The sequence below is a fragment of the Kitasatospora sp. NPDC048662 genome (genome assembly GCF_055587065.1).
In genome coordinates this window covers 1-16536 of record NZ_JBVJHA010000005.1, presented here as the reverse complement: position 1 = coordinate 16536, position 16536 = coordinate 1, and the positions used below count along the sequence as shown (strand labels likewise).

Annotated in this window: 10 protein-coding genes and 4 pseudogenes; 10 read left to right on the top strand and 4 right to left on the bottom strand. The window is 70.6% G+C overall.

What is annotated here, in order from left to right:
• Nucleotides 1–125: 125 nt before the first annotated feature.
• Nucleotides 126–275, bottom strand: a pseudogene (locus ACZ6R9_RS15895) (type I-E CRISPR-associated endonuclease Cas1e); the annotation flags it as partial.
• Complete coding sequence (gene casB / locus ACZ6R9_RS15890; protein ID WP_465538577.1) at nt 242–1051, bottom strand: type I-E CRISPR-associated protein Cse2/CasB; 810 nt, start codon at nt 1049–1051, stop codon at nt 242–244. The pseudogene ACZ6R9_RS15895 and the gene casB, both read right to left, overlap by 34 nt.
• A 216-nt stretch (nt 1052–1267) precedes the next feature.
• On the opposite strand from casB, the pseudogene ACZ6R9_RS15885 reads away from it, so the two are divergent.
• From ACZ6R9_RS15885 to ACZ6R9_RS15870, 4 genes and pseudogenes are all read left to right on the top strand, one after another.
• Nucleotides 1268–1932, top strand: a pseudogene (locus ACZ6R9_RS15885) (UDP-N-acetylglucosamine 1-carboxyvinyltransferase); the annotation flags it as partial.
• A 412-nt stretch (nt 1933–2344) separates the two neighbouring features.
• Nucleotides 2345–3067, top strand: coding sequence for a WXG100-like domain-containing protein (locus tag ACZ6R9_RS15880; protein WP_380480931.1), 723 nt, complete (start codon nt 2345–2347; stop codon nt 3065–3067).
• Nucleotides 3064–6882 (top strand): DUF6531 domain-containing protein, encoded by a 3819-nt coding sequence (locus ACZ6R9_RS15875; protein WP_465538576.1) that lies wholly within the window; start codon nt 3064–3066, stop codon nt 6880–6882. The genes ACZ6R9_RS15880 and ACZ6R9_RS15875 overlap by 4 nt, the downstream gene beginning before the upstream one ends.
• Complete coding sequence (locus ACZ6R9_RS15870; protein ID WP_465538575.1) at nt 6879–7361, top strand: hypothetical protein; 483 nt, start codon at nt 6879–6881, stop codon at nt 7359–7361. Before ACZ6R9_RS15875 ends, ACZ6R9_RS15870 begins: the two co-directional genes overlap by 4 nt.
• A 133-nt stretch (nt 7362–7494) precedes the next feature.
• On the opposite strand, the gene ACZ6R9_RS15865 is transcribed toward ACZ6R9_RS15870, so the two are convergent.
• Nucleotides 7495–8760, bottom strand: a complete 1266-nt coding sequence (locus tag ACZ6R9_RS15865; protein ID WP_465538574.1) for a hypothetical protein — start codon at nt 8758–8760, stop codon at nt 7495–7497.
• Between the two features lie 697 nt (nt 8761–9457).
• On the opposite strand from ACZ6R9_RS15865, the gene ACZ6R9_RS15860 reads away from it, so the two are divergent.
• Nucleotides 9458–10798, top strand: coding sequence for a GH1 family beta-glucosidase (locus ACZ6R9_RS15860; RefSeq protein WP_465538573.1), 1341 nt, complete (start codon nt 9458–9460; stop codon nt 10796–10798).
• Between the two features lie 22 nt (nt 10799–10820).
• Here ACZ6R9_RS15860 and ACZ6R9_RS15855 read toward each other — a convergent pair whose 3' ends face one another.
• Complete coding sequence (locus ACZ6R9_RS15855) at nt 10821–11324, bottom strand: hypothetical protein (protein ID WP_465538572.1); 504 nt, start codon at nt 11322–11324, stop codon at nt 10821–10823.
• Between the two features lie 107 nt (nt 11325–11431).
• On the opposite strand from ACZ6R9_RS15855, the gene ACZ6R9_RS15850 reads away from it, so the two are divergent.
• The 5 genes and pseudogenes from ACZ6R9_RS15850 to ACZ6R9_RS15830 all read left to right on the top strand — a co-directional run bounded on the left by ACZ6R9_RS15850 (nt 11432) and on the right by ACZ6R9_RS15830 (nt 16167).
• Entirely contained in the window at nt 11432–11938 is a 507-nt protein-coding gene (locus tag ACZ6R9_RS15850) for a winged helix-turn-helix transcriptional regulator (protein ID WP_465538571.1), read from the top strand.
• A gap of 169 nt (nt 11939–12107) precedes the next feature.
• Nucleotides 12108–13325, top strand: a pseudogene (locus tag ACZ6R9_RS15845) (TIGR02677 family protein); the annotation flags it as partial.
• A gap of 39 nt (nt 13326–13364) precedes the next feature.
• Nucleotides 13365–13799, top strand: a pseudogene (locus tag ACZ6R9_RS15840) (SbcC/MukB-like Walker B domain-containing protein); the annotation flags it as partial.
• 21 nt (nt 13800–13820) lie between these two features.
• Nucleotides 13821–15059 carry a TIGR02679 family protein gene (locus ACZ6R9_RS15835; RefSeq protein ID WP_465538570.1) on the top strand — a complete coding sequence of 413 codons (1239 nt, stop codon included), beginning with the start codon at nt 13821–13823 and terminating at the stop codon, nt 15057–15059.
• A 154-nt stretch (nt 15060–15213) separates the two neighbouring features.
• Nucleotides 15214–16167, top strand: a complete 954-nt coding sequence (locus tag ACZ6R9_RS15830) for an acyl-ACP desaturase (RefSeq protein WP_380480949.1) — start codon at nt 15214–15216, stop codon at nt 16165–16167.
• Nucleotides 16168–16536 lie beyond the last annotated feature (369 nt).

Here is a 16536-nt window from a genome sequence, read left to right as displayed (position 1 = left end):
TCCCCGGAAGAGCCCCGAACAACCGCCGGCCCGGCAGACCCCCGCTCGCGCGGGGAGGGCACGGGACCGCCTAGCCCGTCAACGGTCAGACCCGGCAGACCCCCGCTCGCGCGGGGAGGACTCGCGGCGCGGGCCTGGCGTTCGAGCCAGGTGGTGCTGAGGGATTCGGGCAGGGTCGCGGCGTAGCAGCGGACGCCGCCGGATCCGGCGACGACGGTGGTGCCGCGGCGGGCGAGGGTGGTCAGGGCGCGGGCGGTGATGGAGGTGCCGGGGCCTCCGCGACGCCGGTCGCCTCGTCGCTGTCCATCGCGGCCTGCAATCCCGCGCGGTGTCGGGCCCGGTAGAAGTCCTGCAGCCAATACCGCTTCACCGGGCCCCCGTACTGGCGCCACTGGTACAGGTCCACCAGCAGCAGCGACCAGTCCACTCGTTCCCCGGCCTCGCGCAACTGCCGTACCGCACCCGGAAGATGACGAAGCAGGCCCTCCACGCTCTGACGGGCCAGCAGGTTCAGCCGCGTCTCCGCCGAGCTCTCGCGCATCCCCCCGGACGCCACCGCCTCCGCGAACGACCTGCCCAGACTCCACCGGACCGGCCGGTCCGCCCCCGGCCGACCGGCGTTCGGTGTCCCGCCGCTGCCAGGAGCCTCGGCAGCAGCGGCGATGTGGGGAGCCCCGGCAGCGTCGCAGGTGTGAGCACCCGCGACGCTCTCCGCCGATCCGTCGATCTCCTCCAAGTCGGCCAGGGTGTACTGGCTGCGGCGCTGCGCGGCGATCATTGCCGCCACCGCGTAGTACGCCCGCTGCACGTCCTGGCCGGCATCGGTCGGCAGCCACGGGGCTACGAACCGGTGCATCGACGGCACTTGGTTCAGCCCCTTGCCCGCACCCTGCCGCAGCGCCGCCCGCACCCCCGGGTCCGCCGCGCACCGCTGCTCGACCCAGCGGGTGAACGCCTTCGGACCGGTCGGCCGCGTCCGGCCGGCCTGCCGGGGGATACGGCCGGCCGGCGTCTGCGGCACCTGCCCGACCGTCGCCGCCTCACTCGTCACTTCGCCACCGCCTTCTTCGCCTCCCGGCGGGCCGCACCCTTGCGCTTGCCGCCGTACAGCTCGATCCGTGCCGCCTCGCACGCCCGCGCACCCCGCACCGACACCGTGGCCCCTGCCGTCACCGCATCGAAGGCCGTCCGGCACCAGCAGCAGCGCGTGTTGGGAGCGCCCCGTCAACGACGCACACGGGCCCGGGAGCTGCGGCGGCACCCCCAGCTCACCGTGCACGGCCTGGTCCGGATCGCCTGCGACGTGGACTACTCGCCGTCGGAGGACCCGGTGGAGGCGATGAGCCTGCTGACCGCCGCGGTGGTGACGTCCTCGGAGCTGACGGTCCGCCGGGCGCCGATCGATTCCTGGAGATCGAACTCGCGGTCCTGGAGGGCATGGGCCTCGACTACGACCTGAGCACGGAGTACCCGGCCGACAACGGCCGGACCCGCCTCGTCGACGTGACGGTGCGCCCGTCGAAGCTGGAAGCGCCGATCGACAAGATCCACCCCATGCCGTTCCCGGGCATCAACATCGACAACGTGCCGTTCTTCGCGGTCATCGCGGCCATGGCGCAGGGCTCGACGCAGATCCACGACTGGGTCTACGACAACCGGGCGATCTACCTGACCGGCCTGAACAGCCTCGGCGCGACGGTCAAACTGATGGACCCGCACCGCGTACTGGTCGACGGCCCGACCCGCTGGCGCGCGGCAGAGATGATGTGCCCGCCGGCCCTGCGGCCCGCGGTCGTGGTGCTGCTGGCGATGCTCGCGGCCGAGGGCACCTCGGTGCTGCGGAACGTGTACGTGATCAACCGGGGGTACGAGGACCTGGCCATGCGTCTGAACTCCCTGGGCGCGCAGATCGAGACGTTCTACGACCTCTGAGCCGGCCTCCGCGGCCGTTGGCCGGGAGTCATTTCAGCGCATCTGACCTGCGGGAGTACCTCTTGGAAACTCCCGCCGCTACTCGCTGGGCCTCGCTGTGGTGCGAGATGAGTGTGACCTGGCGGCGCTGATGGCTGACGACGAGTCAGCCTTGCCGCGTTGGGACGGGTTTCGTCACACTCCTCACCGGATGTGGCGAAACCCGCTCTTCGGTAGTCACAAGCAGCCGATCACCAGTCCCGCTCGGGGAACCCAGGCGTCCAAGGAGCTGGGGCACCGTCGGGTGCGCCACGGGGCAGCTGCCGCGGTCCGGGGTCGTTTCGTTCGGTGGGATTCCTCGTTCCCCTCTTCGGGTATTCGATTTTGGCCTAGGGTCGTACGGACATGTGGTGCCGTCGGGGGAGGGCGTAACGTGGCGATCGAACTGCCCGGCGAGGTAGTGGAGTTCTTGTCGTTCATCGGTATCAACTGGCCGACGGTGAACGAGGACAAGGTGCGTGAGTTCGGCTCGCACGTGCGGGAGTTCGCGCAGAACGTGGAGTCGGTGCACCAGGAGTCGACGGCGACGGTCCAGCGGCTGGGGCAGGCGTACGAGGGGGCGTCGTACGAGGCGCTGCTGGCGAAGTGGGCGTCGCTGTCGGAGAGCCATCTGACCGAGCTGGTGCGGGCGTGTCATGTGGTGGCGGACGCGCTGGATGTCGCGGCTGACGTGATCGTGGCGATGAAGGTCGAGACGATCGGTGAACTGATCGCGCTGGCGGCGGCGTTCGTCGCGGACCAGGCTGCGGCGGTGGCGACGCTGGGTTTGGCGGAGGCGGCGGTGGTCCTGATCGAGGAGACCGCGAAGCGCCTGATCAACTACCTGGAACAGCAGTTGGAGCAGTACATCATCGCGCAGGTGGTGGAGGCGGCGATCGGTCCGCTGGTGGACACGGTGGCGAATGCGGTGCAGGGGTTGGTGTTCCAGGCCGCGGAGGCGGCGCTGGGGGTCTCAAGCAGCAGTGGAGGAACGGGCTTCCGGATCGATCCGGACGCCTTGGACGAGCACGCGCGGATGATGCACGAGCAGGCGGAGACGGTGGCCGGTCACGCGCAGGCATTCCAGTCGAAGATCGCGGGGGTGAGCTTCGAATGAGCAACCAGATCGTGAAGGCGCTGGAGGACGGCGCGCAGAAGCTCGGCAAGACGCTGGCGGAGGATGCCGGCAAGGCGCTGAAGTCCTTCTACCGCAAGGCCGGCGACAACCTGAAGAAGGTCGCCAAGAACGTCCGGGAGATCGAGGAGAAGCACGTCAAGGATCTGGAGAAGATCCTCAAGGGCGACGGCAAGGGCGGTCTCCCACACCCCCGTTCGGGCAGTGGCGGGCGGGGGAAGGGCGGCGGTTCCCATCCGAAGAGGCGGGGCCGTGACCAGGTGAAGAGCCCCCGGACCGAGGGTCGCGACCACGGTTCCCGCAAATGTCCGGGCGAGCCGGTCGACATCGCGACGGGGCGGATGTTCATCGACCAGAACGACGTCACCCTTCCCGGCTCACTGCCTCTGGAGTTCACCCGCAGCTTCGAATCGGGGCTGCTGACGGGCCGTTGGATGGGTCCGAAGTGGATCTGCACCTTCGACGAGCGTCTGGAGATCGACGAGCAGGGCGTCGTCCACGTCCGGGCCGACCGCATCACCCAGGCCTACCCGCACCCCGAGCCCGGCGACCCGGTCCACGCATCCGCCGGCTCCCGCCACGAACTCGACCTGGTCGACGGCCACTTCACCGTCACCGACCCCTCAACCGGCCTCGTCCGCACCTTCACCCCCACCTCCGACGGCGACGAGGCCCTGCTCACCGAGGTCCGCGACCGCCACGGCCGCCACTACACCCTCGCCTACGACGAGGACGGCGTCCCCGTCTCGATCACCCACTCCGGCGGCTACCGACTCCTCGTCACCGTCGACAACGACCGCATCACCGCCCTGCGCCTCGCCAACGCCACCGACACCGGCGGCGACGCCCTCCTCACCCGCTACAGCTACACCGACGGCCACCTCACCGCCGTCTACAACTCCAGCGGCAAGCCCATGCGCTTCACCAACGACACCGCCGGCCGACTCCTGTCCTGGACCGACCGCAACAACTCCCAGTACCGCTACACCTACGACGCCCACGACCGCGTCACCGACGAGGGCGGCACCACCGGCGCCCTGCGCTTCACGTTCGGCTACGGCGACCGCGACCCGGCCACGGGCCTGCGCACCCACACCGAGACCAACACCCTCGGCCACACCACCACCTACCTGATCAACGGCCACGCCCAGGTCGTCGCCGTCACCGACCCCCTCGGCCACACCACCCATTACGAACGCGACGGCTACGACCGCCTGTTGGCCGAGACCGACCCGCTGGGGCGCACCACCCGCTACGAGTACGACGGCGCCGGCGACCTCATATGCGTCACCCGCCCCGACGGGGCGCAGGCCACAGCGGAATACACCGGCAGCCTGAGCCTTCCGGTCACCGTGACCGAGCCGGGTGGAGCGACCTGGCGACACACCTACGACGAGGCCGGTCGGCGCACGTCACTGATCGATCCGCTCGGAGCGGTCACGGCATACGCCTACGACGAGTCGGGTCATCTCGCCTCGGTCACCGACGCGTTGGGCCGCACCACGCTGGTGCGGTGCGACCGCGCCGGGCTTCCCCTGGAGGTCACCGACCCGGTGGGTACCACCACCCGGTTCGACCGCGACGCGTTCGGCAGGATCTCGGTCATCACCGAGCACCTCGGTGCGCGCACGAGGCTGACCTGGACGACCGAAGGCCACCTCGCCACCCGCACCGCCCCCGACGACAGCACCGAGTCCTGGAGCTACGACGGCGAGGGAAACCTGCTGAGCCACACCGACGCCCTCGGCCAGGTCAGCACCTTCGACTACACCCACTTCGAGAACCTCGCGACCCGCACCGACCCCGACGGCGCGCGGATCCGGTTCAGCTACGACGCCGACATGCAACTGGTTTCGGTCACCAACGCCCTCGACCAGATCTGGACGTACAGCTACGACCCGGCCGGCCGGCTGATCGGCGAGACGGACTTCCACGGCCGCAACCGGCGCTACGAGTTCGACGGCGCCGGTCAGGTCGCCTCGATCACCGACGCTTCGGGCCGCACCACCCGCTACTCCTACGACCTCCTCGGCCGCCTCCTCACCAAGGTCGCAGGCGACCGGACCACCACGTTCGGATACGACGCCGGCGGGCACCTGATCCGTGCGACCAACGCCGACGCGGACGTGGTCCGGATCGTCGATGTGGCCGGCAACCTCCTGGCCGAGACCGTCAACGGGCGGACTCTCAGCCACCTGCGCGACCCCATCGGCCGTCGGCAACGACGCACCACCCCCGCCGGCCACGTCAGTGACTGGTCGTACGACGCGGCGGGCCGGCCGAGTGCCGTCACGACGACCGGCGGGCGGATCGCGTTCGGCTACGACGAGGCCGGCCGGGAGCAGCAGCGCACCATCGGCGACCAGGTGACCCTCACCAGCCAGTGGGACCCCCTGCACCGCCTGACCGCGCAGACACTGCGCCGAACCGGGCCCGCCGGGCCGGAGGTGCTCCAACACCGGGCCTACGCCTACCGCGCCGACGGCAACCTCACCGGCATCGACGACCTGCTGAACGGACACCGGGCCTTCGACCTGGACGCCGCAGGCCAGGTGGCCGCCGTCCACGCCGACGGCTGGACCGAGCGCTACGCCTACGATCCGGCCGGCAACGTCACCGCTGCCGAATGGCCCGCCACGTCCGCCGGCGAAGCCGCCCTCGGGGCCCGAACCTACCAAGGCGCCCAGCTTGCCGCGGCCGGACGGGTGCGCTACGAGTACGATGCGGACGGGCACTTGACGCTTCGACAGGTCACGCGACTGTCCCGCAAGCCCGACACCTGGCAGTACACCTGGGACGCGGAGGACCGTCTCGTCGCGGTCACCACCCCCGACGGCACCCGCTGGCGCTACCTGTACGACCCGTTCGGGCGGCGCATCGCGAAGAACCGCCTCGGCTCGGACGGCGTCACCGTCGAGGAGCGGACCGACTTCACCTGGGACGGCCTCACGCTCGCCGAACAGACCACGCACGCCGCGTACTTGCCGGGCCCGCACACGCTCTCCTGGGACCACCTGGGACTCGACCCGCTCGCACAGACCGAGTCCATCGAGACCAGGCCGGCCGCGGACTCCGAACAGGCGCGGACCGACCGCCGGTTCTTCGCCATCGTCACCGACCTGATCGGCACGCCGAACGAACTGGTCGACGCGGTGACCGGCACCATCGCCTGGCGCACCACCCCGACGCTCTGGGGAAACACCACCTGGCCGGCCGACAGCACCACCTACACCCCGCTGCGCTTCCCCGGACAGTACTTCGACCCCGAGACCCGCCTGCACTACAACCTCAACCGCTACTACGACCCCGAGACCGCCCGCTACACCAGCCCCGACCCGCTGGGCCTGGCACCGTCGCCCAACCCCGGGTCCTACGTCCGCAACCCGCACACCTGGTCGGACCCGTACGGTCTGTCGCCGCACGGCAAGAAGAAGGACAAGCCGCACGTGTCCCCGATGGCGAGCGACTGGGCGACCAAGGGCGCCCACATCCACGTCGGACAGGACGAGGTCCGGGTGTGGGCCGAGAAGACGACGAAGAAGCTGAAGAACGGCGAGGAGGAGGTGTCGTTCCAGTTCAAGTCCGAGGGGATTCGCCTCAGCCACGGCATGGCCTCGCAGCGCAGCGTGGACACGGCGGCCGACCTGGTACATTCCGACCCGAAGCTCCGGGCCGACCTCATCGCGAAGGCCAAGTCCGCCCAGGACCATATGCGAAACGGCGGCAACTGGGGCAACAAGCAGAACCGCGCGGACGAGATGCAACATCTGATCGAGTACTTGGAGACACTGTCGTGAACGGTGCTGCATTCATCGCCTCTGTCATCGCCACCGGCAGACTCCACGGCATCGGCATCGGCTCCCCGATCGCAGACGTCGACCGGGCGTTCCGAAGCCGGTGGATCGACGACGTGGACGAGCCGAACCTGTCCTTGCGGCGGGACTACGGTCTGGTCGAGCTGTACTTCAACGGGCCCGAGTGGGTCGTGGTTGGCGGCTCCGTCGAACTCCACCGCCTTGCCACCGTGGACGGGCTGGCCGAGGAGTGGCAGAAGGACGAGGGGGTCGAGTTCTCCGAATACCTCGCATGGAGCGAGGTGGAGACCGCGCTCGCCCATCTCCCCGACGCCCCCGCTCTGACTGTGGACCGCCGTCAGAGCGGCTACGTCGAGTACCGGGCGCAGGCCCTGAGGGTCTCGGCGCTGGTGGTCGACAGCCACGAGGAGCGCGACGACTGGCCGGGGCACGGCGACGTGTTCAGCGTCGCGTTGGGTTAGTACGGCAACGGTGCTCACCGTGAGAATCACCGGTTCGGCGCGCCGGGTTGTTCATGGGCGGGGAGATGTCCGACGGTGGTGCCCATTGTGGGGCACGTGGGGTCGGGCCTGTGTTCGTCGTGTCCGTGCCGGGCTAAGACGTGGGCATCCTGGAGTCGAGCGCTTGGGTGAGAGCGGTCAGGGAGCCGGGGGCGACAGTTTCCATGGCGTCCAAGGCGGTGCGCCAGCCGCCGAGGTGGATGGCTTCGGCGCACAGTCGGCGCCCCTGCGGCGTGGGCCCGAGTGCCATGGCGATGTGGGCCAGGGCCAAGACACGATGTGTTCCCTGGAGGTGTCGGGCGGTCTTCTCCGCTGCCTGGAAATCTCCTGAGCGGACCTGGACTTGGGCGATTTCGGCCCAGAGGGCGGCGTCCTGGGGGTGTCCGATGCCGTGCTCACGCGCAATCGCCAGTGTCTGCCGGAGGAGGTCAGAGATCTCGCCTGCTCGTTGCGCGGCCGGGAGCGCGGAGGCGATGGCGATCAGGGCACGGATGCGGGCGGTGGGCTTGCGCAGCCCCGTCGCGAAGCTGACTGCGAGGTCGAGATCGCTGGTGGCGAGGACGGACGCGAAGTCGGCGCTGAGGCCTGCAGTGAGCCGTTCGTGGTCCGCATCGGAGAGCCGGCTGAGAAGTACCAGGCACTGCCGGGCGTACTGATGTGCCTGCTCGGTGTCGCCGGCGACGTGGAACTGTTCGGCGAGATCGGCCAGGCACGTCGTTCGTACCGACAGCGGGCTCAGCCGTCGGACCAGTACCGCGGCCTGTTCGGCTGCACCGCACCGGTGGAGGCAGAAGGCCACCTCTGCGGTCAGACTGGCATCATGGTCGTCGTCGTCCAGTTCCATCAGCCAGGTGGAGAGGTCGTCGGCGAGGGAGCGGGCCTCCCGGGTGCGTCCCTGATCGGCGAGTGCGGCGGCCACATCCGCGAGGGTGGTGATCAGCATGCCCCAGTCGGTGAGTGTGCTGGCAAGTTCGAACGCTTCGTCGTCGTACCCCTGTTCCGCGAGGAAGCGTGCTAGGCGCGCGATCGGTCCTTCCCGCTCGTCGGGGTCGGACATGGTCGTGAGGACGGTCCGGGCCCGACGGGCAAGGGTGAGCGCGCCGTCGCGGTCGCCGATCTGGGCGAGGGTGGCGGCCAGATCCACGAGGACGTGCACGTTGCGGACCGCGCGCTCGTGCCCGGCGTCCGGGCCCGGCAGGAAAGACGCGGCCTGGCGAGCGCCCCGGCCCGGTGGCTGCCGTCGAGGCGTTCTTCGGCCCGCATGAGGTGCTGCCAGGACTTCGGCCACCGTCTGACGGGTAATCACAAACCGCTCCCATACGGCTTCCGCCTCCTGCAGCTCGGCCTGCAGAACCTCCACTCGCTGCCGGGCAGCACGCTCGCGCTCCACTCTGCCACCGAGACACCGAGACTATGCCTGACCAGCGGAAACGCACCCGCCGCTATCGGATGACAACGGCTTCTGAGATCGGAGCTGGAGATTTGGGGACTTGCCGGGGACCGCGCGTCGTTCATCGCCGTCGCTGAGGTGCCTTTCGGTGAACGAACAGCGCGGGCTGTCTACCGTCTGACGTGCAGCGATGTTCATCGCCGGGCGATTGGGGGTCAAGAGGTTGCAGGTTCAAGTCCTGCCACTCCGGTAGAGGCGTCGAGAGTCCCGCTGAAGCGGAGAGGCCCAGGTCGGGGGTCCTTCATGCTGCAGTGACGGCTCGCACGATGGGGTGCAGGCGCCATCCTTCGGTTCCTGCGGGGACCGGGTGGGGGCGGCCGAGCGGTCCGAGTCGGGATTGGTGAGCTCGGTCGAGCGGGGGCCGAGGTGCCGGCGGCATGCGTGGGGGCGAACCGCGCTTGCGATCGAAGCCCGGGGAGCTTGTGGTCGGGTTTTCGGTCGGAGCCCATGACCGCCGGCGCGGATCGGTCCTTGCGGGGTGTTGGTGGTGTCGGGGTGGTTGGTGAGCCGGCGGATCGGGCGTTCCTGCCTCTGGACCTGCACTCTCCGCCTTCCTAACATGAGCACTGCTCGCATTTTGTGACTCGTGTTGTGTGGAAGGACTCTCATGACGGACCGTTACGACCTCCCCGCCGGCTTCCGCTGGGGTGCCTCCACTGCCGCGTACCAGATCGAGGGGGCGGTCGAGGAGGACGGCCGGGGCCTGTCGGTCTGGGACACCTTCTGCGACCGTCCCGGCGCGGTGAAGAACGGCGACAGCGGGCGGGAGGCCTGCGACCACTACCACCGCTGGCCCGAGGACGTGGAGTTGATGCGCGGACTCGGGCTCGACACCTACCGGTTCTCGCTCGCCTGGCCGCGCGTCCAGCCCACCGGCCGGGGCCCCGCCAACGTCGCCGGGCTCGACTTCTACGACCGGCTGGTCGACGGGCTCCTCGCGGCCGGCATCACGCCGCTGCCCACCCTGTTCCACTGGGACCTGCCCCAGGCGCTGGAGGACGAGGGCGGCTGGATGCAACGGGAAACCGCTTTCCGTTTCGCCGAGTACGCGTCGGTGGTGGCCGACCGGCTCGGCGACCGCGTCCCCGCCTGGATCACCCTCAACGAGCCCTTCGTGCACATGGTGTACGGCTACGCCCTTGGCATCCACGCCCCCGGCCGTTCGCTGATGCTCGACGCCCTCCCCGCCGCCCACCACCAACTCCTCGCCCACGGCCTGGCCGCCGCCGAACTCCGCTCGCGCGGCCTCGACGTCCTGATCGCCAACAACCTGACGCCCGTCCGCGCCGCGAGCGACGCGCCGGAGGACCGGGCCGCCGCCGACGCCTACGACGCACTGCACAACCGCCTGTTCACGGACCCGCTGCTGCTCGGCCGCTACCCCGACCTGTCCGCGTACGGGGTAGGGGAGGACCTGCACGGCTCCGTCCGCGACGGCGACCTCGCGCTGATCGCCGCCCCCGGCCTCGACGGACTGGGCGTCAACTACTACAACCCCACCCGGGTCGCCGCCCCCACCGACCCGGGGCTCCCGTTCGCCGAAGCCCCCATCGAGGGCGTTCCCCGCACCCACTTCGGCTGGCCCGTGGTCCCGGAGGGTCTGCGCGAACTCCTGCTGCTCCTCCGGGACCGTTATGGCGCCGCCCTGCCCCCGATCACCGTCACCGAGAGCGGCTGCTCGACCGACGACACCCTCGACGACACCTTCCGCATCGACTACCTGTCCGGCCACCTCGACGCCCTGGCCCGCGCCGCCGCCGACGGCATCGATGTCCGCGGCTACTGCACCTGGTCGCTGCTCGACAACTTCGAATGGGCGGAAGGATTCGGCGAGCGCTTCGGCCTCGTCCACGTCGACTTCACCACCCAGGCGCGCACCCCGAAGGCGTCGTACGCCTGGTACCGCGACCTGATCGCGGCTCATCGGGCGAAGGCCGCGGCGCGGTAGCGGTGCCGGGAGGCGCCCGGCGCTACCTGCCGGGCGTCGAGGACCGTTCGGTGCGGCTCGCGGTGATGCGTTCGGCGGCCAGGGCGTGGGCCCGGTCGGGGTCGTCGCCGGTGAGGCGGGTGAGGATGGTCGCGAGCGGCCTGACCTGCCCGAAGCCGCCCCAGTGGCCTTCGGGGATCTCGGTGGGGAACACCCAGACCCGCGCCGGGTCGCGGGGCCAGGCGCCGTCCTCGGCGTCCAGGATGGCCTCGGTGACGTCGGCGATGACGCCTGCGCGCTTGTCGGCGTCGAGCTGTCCCTCGGGCACCGACGGGACGACCTTGTAGCGCGGCGCGTCCGCGAGCCTGCCTCCGACGTAGACGGCGGCGGGGCGGTGCAGGAAGAGCCAGGACACGGAGCGGGTGACCGGGTCGGCGGGGTCGAAGCCCTCGTGGCGGATCAGGATCTCGGTGATCCGGTCGAGCAGGACCGCCTCCGCCTCCGGGCGCAGCGCGCCCTCGGGGATGTGGACATCGAGCATCGGCATGGCCATGACCTCCTGGATTTATTTTCTCCACTCAGGTGGTGGGAGCCTAGCCGGGGCTGGCTGTAGATTGTCAACCCAGGTGGGTTCCGGAGAGTGGGGATCGAGACATGGCAGCGCAGCAGGAACAGCGGCGGCACGGGCGGATCGACCCGGCGAACTGCTCGATGGGGCGCGCCCTGTCCGTGGTCGGCGAGCGCTGGTCGCTGCTGATCGTGCGCGAGGCCCTCGATGGCGCCAGCCGCTTCGGGGACTTCCGGGCCCGGCTCGGCATCGCCAGCAACCTGCTCTCCACCCGGCTCGACGGCCTCGTCGCCGCAGGCGTACTGCAGCGCGTGCCGTACCGCGAGCCCGGTGACCGGCAGCGTTACGAGTACCGGCTCACCGAGAAGGGGGCGGACCTGCGGCCCACCGTGATCGCCCTGCTGGAATGGGGGGACAAGTACCTCGCCGACGAGCAGGGGCCGTCGGTTGTCGTGCGGCACCGCAGTTCCGAGGGGTCCGGCTGCGACGAACCGGTCGCCCTCGTCCTGGAGTGCGCGGCCGGCCACACCCACCTGCCGCCCGGCTCCGTCTACCGCTCTCCCGGCCCGGGCGCCCACTTCCTGCCCGCCTGAGCCGACGGGGCGGCGCTGGCCTGCCGCGCGGACGCAGCTGACGCACGGCAACGGCCGGCGGAAGCGGGTTGCGGGATTCCGGTTCGGCGCTGTCCGTCGTCCGCGTACGGTGATACCGGCCCGGAGCGGGGCCTGCTGAAGGGGGGCGTTGCGCCGGGTGCCGCCGGAGATGTTCCGGTTCACGGCGGGGGACAGGGCCGAGCTCCACGGGGCGATCCTGCAGGCGTTCGGCGCGGCCAACGAACGGCTGGAGACGGCACTCGGGCTGGACGAGGTCCGGGCCCGGCTGCGTGCGGTGGGGTGGCTCGACGCGATCGACGACGAGGACCTGCCGGACGCCCTGCGCCGGTTGCGCACCTGGGAGTTGCTCGAGGTCGTCCAGAACCACGCGGAGAACTACCGCACGGCCGAGGAGTACGAGCGCCGGAACCTCCAGTACTCGCTGACCCGCCGCGGCGAGGCCGCACTCACCGGAGTGGAGCACGCCCTGTCCGTGCTCGCGGCGACGGGCGCGCCGCAGCCGGTCCGCGACGGCTTCCAGTACGGCGGTCCGGGGTTTTCACCACGCTGCAGGCGCTGGAAGGCCACCTGGAAGCGCTGCTCGCCAACACCAAGGCGTTCAACGGCGAGTTGCAGCGCCTGCTGCGCGCCGAGGGCGCGGACCTGGCGACGTTCCGGGAGGTCAAGGCCGCGACGGTGGCGTACCTCCAGGAGCTCCTGCGCAACCTCGACCAGCGCGCGCAGGTGGTGGCCTCGGCCGTGCAGCGGGTCGAGCAGCGAGGGGTCGGCCTGCTGCACCAACGGGCACTGCGCGGCGCCGAGTTGCCGCCGGCCACGGACCGCGATCCCGCACCGGCCTGGCTGGAGCGGCGCCGGGCACGCCGGGAGGGACTGCGGGCGTGGTTCCTGCCGGCTGACGGCTCACGGCCCCGCGTGGAGCAACTGCACGACGTCGCACGGCGGGCCATCGTGACCCTCCTTCAGGTACTGGACCGGATCACCGAGTCGCGCCGCCGGTCCTCCAGCGCGACCCAGGACTTCCGGGCGCCGGCCCGCTGGTTCGCGGCCGCGCCCACCGAGGACGACCTGCACCGGCTGTGGTCGGCGGCCTTCGGCCTCGGCCCGGCACGCCAGGCCCATCTCGCCCACCCCGACCCCGAGTTGGTGCCCTCCGCACACGGCTGGGCCGAGGCCCCGCCGGTCGAGGTGTCCCACCCTGCTGCGCACCAGCGGACGGACCGAAGGGTTCACCCGCACCGGCAGGGTCCGTGACATCGGCGCGATCAAGGCGGCCCGGGCCGAACTCGCCCGGAAGGAACTCGCCCGGAAGGAACGCGCCCGGAAGGAACGCGCCGAACTCGACGCCGCCTGGGAGACCCGCAACACCGCAGCCACTTGAAAGGAACAGCTCGCCGAAGTCCTCGACTGCACCGCCTGGCACCAGTTCGTCGTCAAGCTGGACCGCGCCAACGGCCCCGGCCGGCAACTGCTCACCAAGAAACTCCACGGCGCGCTCTCCGGCGGAGAGAACGCCATCGCCCTGCACCTCCCGCTCTTCGCCGCCGTGGCCGCCCACTACGAGGCGGTGCCGGCCTCGCCCAGGCTGATCCTCCTCGACGAGGTCTTCGTCGGCGTCGACACCGTCAACCGCGGCCAGGTCTTCGGACTCCTCGCCGCGCTCGACCTCGGCCTGGTGCTCACCTCCGACCACGAGTGGTGCACCTACCGCGAGCTCTCGGGCATCGCCGTCCACCGGCTGATCACCGGCACGGACGGCGACGACGCCGTCACCAGCGCGCGCTTCATCTGGACGGGTGCGGAGCTGACGCCCGACAACTCGCCCTCTGCAGACGCAATATGACCGATCGTCATCACCATCGCCATGGCCTGGACGTCCCGGAACTCCGGCCGCTCTGGTGCGTCCTGCACGACCGCTTGTCCACCGGTCGGCCCGTCAGCCGGGTGCGCGTCGGCCCGCTGGACGAGGCCGGCCGGGAAGCCCTGGCCGACCTTCTCGGCCTCGACCGGCTGCCCGGCGCCGAACCGACCGTCCCACTCGCCCGGCTCGAAGCCGCCGTGGCGGAGGCCTGCGGCCAGTCCGTGGGGACGTGGCGCCGCCGTCCTCGGCCCGATCCGCGACCGGGCCGCCGAACGGGAACAGCAATCGACCCGGCGTGCGGCCCTGTGGGAATGGCTCGCCCGCCACCAGGTGGTCACCGCCGAGCCCGCCCTCACCGACTGGGTCACCCACCTCCGGGCCAACGGCCTCGTCGACGGCTCGCTCGACCGGACCCAGAGCCTCCTGACCTCCGCGCTGACCGTCCTCGCCGCGCTCCCGTTCGACGGAGAACCCCTCCCCGTCCTCGCCGCGCGCCTCCTCGACGGCAACTCCCACGCCCTCGACGACGGAACCCGGCTGTCCTCCGTGGTCCTGCGCGCGCTGGCGGCGCTGTACGGCGTCGAGATGCCGGACGGCGCCCAGGAACGGCGGTCGCTCTGGAACCGGGCCGGGGTGGCCGACGACGAGCTCTCCAGCACCGTGCTCGCCGTCGGACTCCGCCTCGACGGCGACGGCCCGCTCGCCCGGATCTCACGGATCAGCGCCGAAGCCGGGCACCCCGTCAGCCTGACCCTCGCCCAACTCCGCACACCCGGGGAACTCACCGTACCCACCGGCCCGGTGCACATCAGCGAGAACCCCAGCGTGCTCGCACTCGCCCTGCGCCGCTTCGGCCGCCATTGGCCACCGCTCGTCTGCACCTCCGGCCGGCCCAACACCGCAGTGATCCACCTGCTGCGCCGGCTCGCGACCTCCGGCGCCACCCTGCACTACCCCGGCGACTTCGAGGTCGAGGGCATCCGCATCGCCGCCCACATCCTGGCCAGGACCGGTGCCACCCCCTGGCGCATGGCCGCCGAGGACTACCGCACCGCCGCCGCCCGCCTCCCCACCCCCGCCCCCTGGTCCCCCACCCTCACCGCCACGATGGCCGAACTGCGCACCGCGGTGGTCGAGGAAGTGGTGGCCGACACCCTGCTCCACGACCTCGCCGCACACTCGGCACCTGCGGCACACGCAGCACAGACGGCACATGCGGCAACCGGGAGCCGGACGGCCTGAGGGCCGCTTCGGGCGCTCAGGCGCTGTCCGGACGCCAACGAAACCTGGCGGCCGCGAATGGGGCCGAATGGCCCCAGACAGGGGGGCGGTGGCGAACCTACGGTGGCGTTACCTACGGGACCGTAGGTTTGTTCGTCGATCGAGAGTTGGACCCGTGAGCAGCACCTCCTCCCATCCCCAGTGGACCGATGTCCGACTCCTGCAGGACCTGGAGGAGGTGGTCGAGCGCGAGCTCAACCGCCACCTGCGGGTCTTCAAGGAGTGGATGCCCCACGAGTACGTGCCCTGGAGCCGGGGTCGGGACTTCGACGGGCCGCTCGGCGGCGAGCCCTGGGCGATGGAGCAGTCGCCGCTGACCGAGGTGGGCCGGGTCTCGCTGGTGGTGAACCTGCTGACGGAGGACAACCTGCCCAGCTACCACCACGAGATCGCGACCCTGTTCGGCCGGGACGGGGCCTGGGGCACCTGGGTACACCAGTGGACCGCGGAAGAGGCACGGCACTCGATGGTGCTGCGCGACTACCTCATCACCTCCCGCGCCGTCGACCCGGTGGAGCTGGAGCGCGCCCGCATGACCCACATGCAGACCGGCTTCGTCTCCGACAACCGGCACTCGCCGCTCCACACCGTCGCGTACGTCGCCTTCCAAGAGCTGGCCACCCGCATCTCGCACCGCAACACCGGACACGCCTCGGGCGACCCTGTCTGCGACCGGATGCTCGCGCAGGTCGCCAACGACGAGAACCTGCACATGATCTTCTACCGGAACCTGCTCAAGGCCTCGTTCGAGCTCGCCCCCGACCAGGCGATGCAGGCCGTCAACGAGGTGGTGACGAACTTCCGCATGCCCGGCCACGGCATGCCCGGCTTCGAACGCGCCGCCGCGCGGATCGCCGTCGAGGGCGTCTACAACCTCCGCGTCCACCTCGACGACGTGCTGCTCCCCGTGCTGCGCCACCTCAAGGTGATGGAGATGGGCGGGCTCGGGCCGGACGGGATCAGGGCCCAGATGGAGCTGGGCCTGATGCTCGACGGCCTGGCCGCCCAGGCGACCCGTTTCGACGAACGGCAGGCGGCGATTCGCGCCCGGCGGGCCGCCAAGGGCTGACGCCGTCGTCCTGGAGCCGTCGTTCTGTAGCCATCGTTCTGAAGCACCAGCCTCCGCCCGCGATGCCGGCGGAGGCTGCGGACGTTGGGGCGGACAGGGCCGGTTGTCTCGGGCGCGGAGTTGGAGTACTGTTCACCAGTCGCTCGGCAGGGAGCACCGGACACGCATCTCGTGTGGACGGTCCCGGGGCGGCCAATCCCTGAGAACCACCCAGTTGATCCGTGACGGGTCGCGTCCTTTCGCGTCTCCGTTCGTATTTGCTGTGCGCGTTTTCGAGATTGCGGCGGATTCGCTTTTCGGAGCGGGGATCGGCTAGAGTTTGAAACGTCGGACGGGCCGTCAGGTCGGGAAGACGAAAGCGAGTCGGAC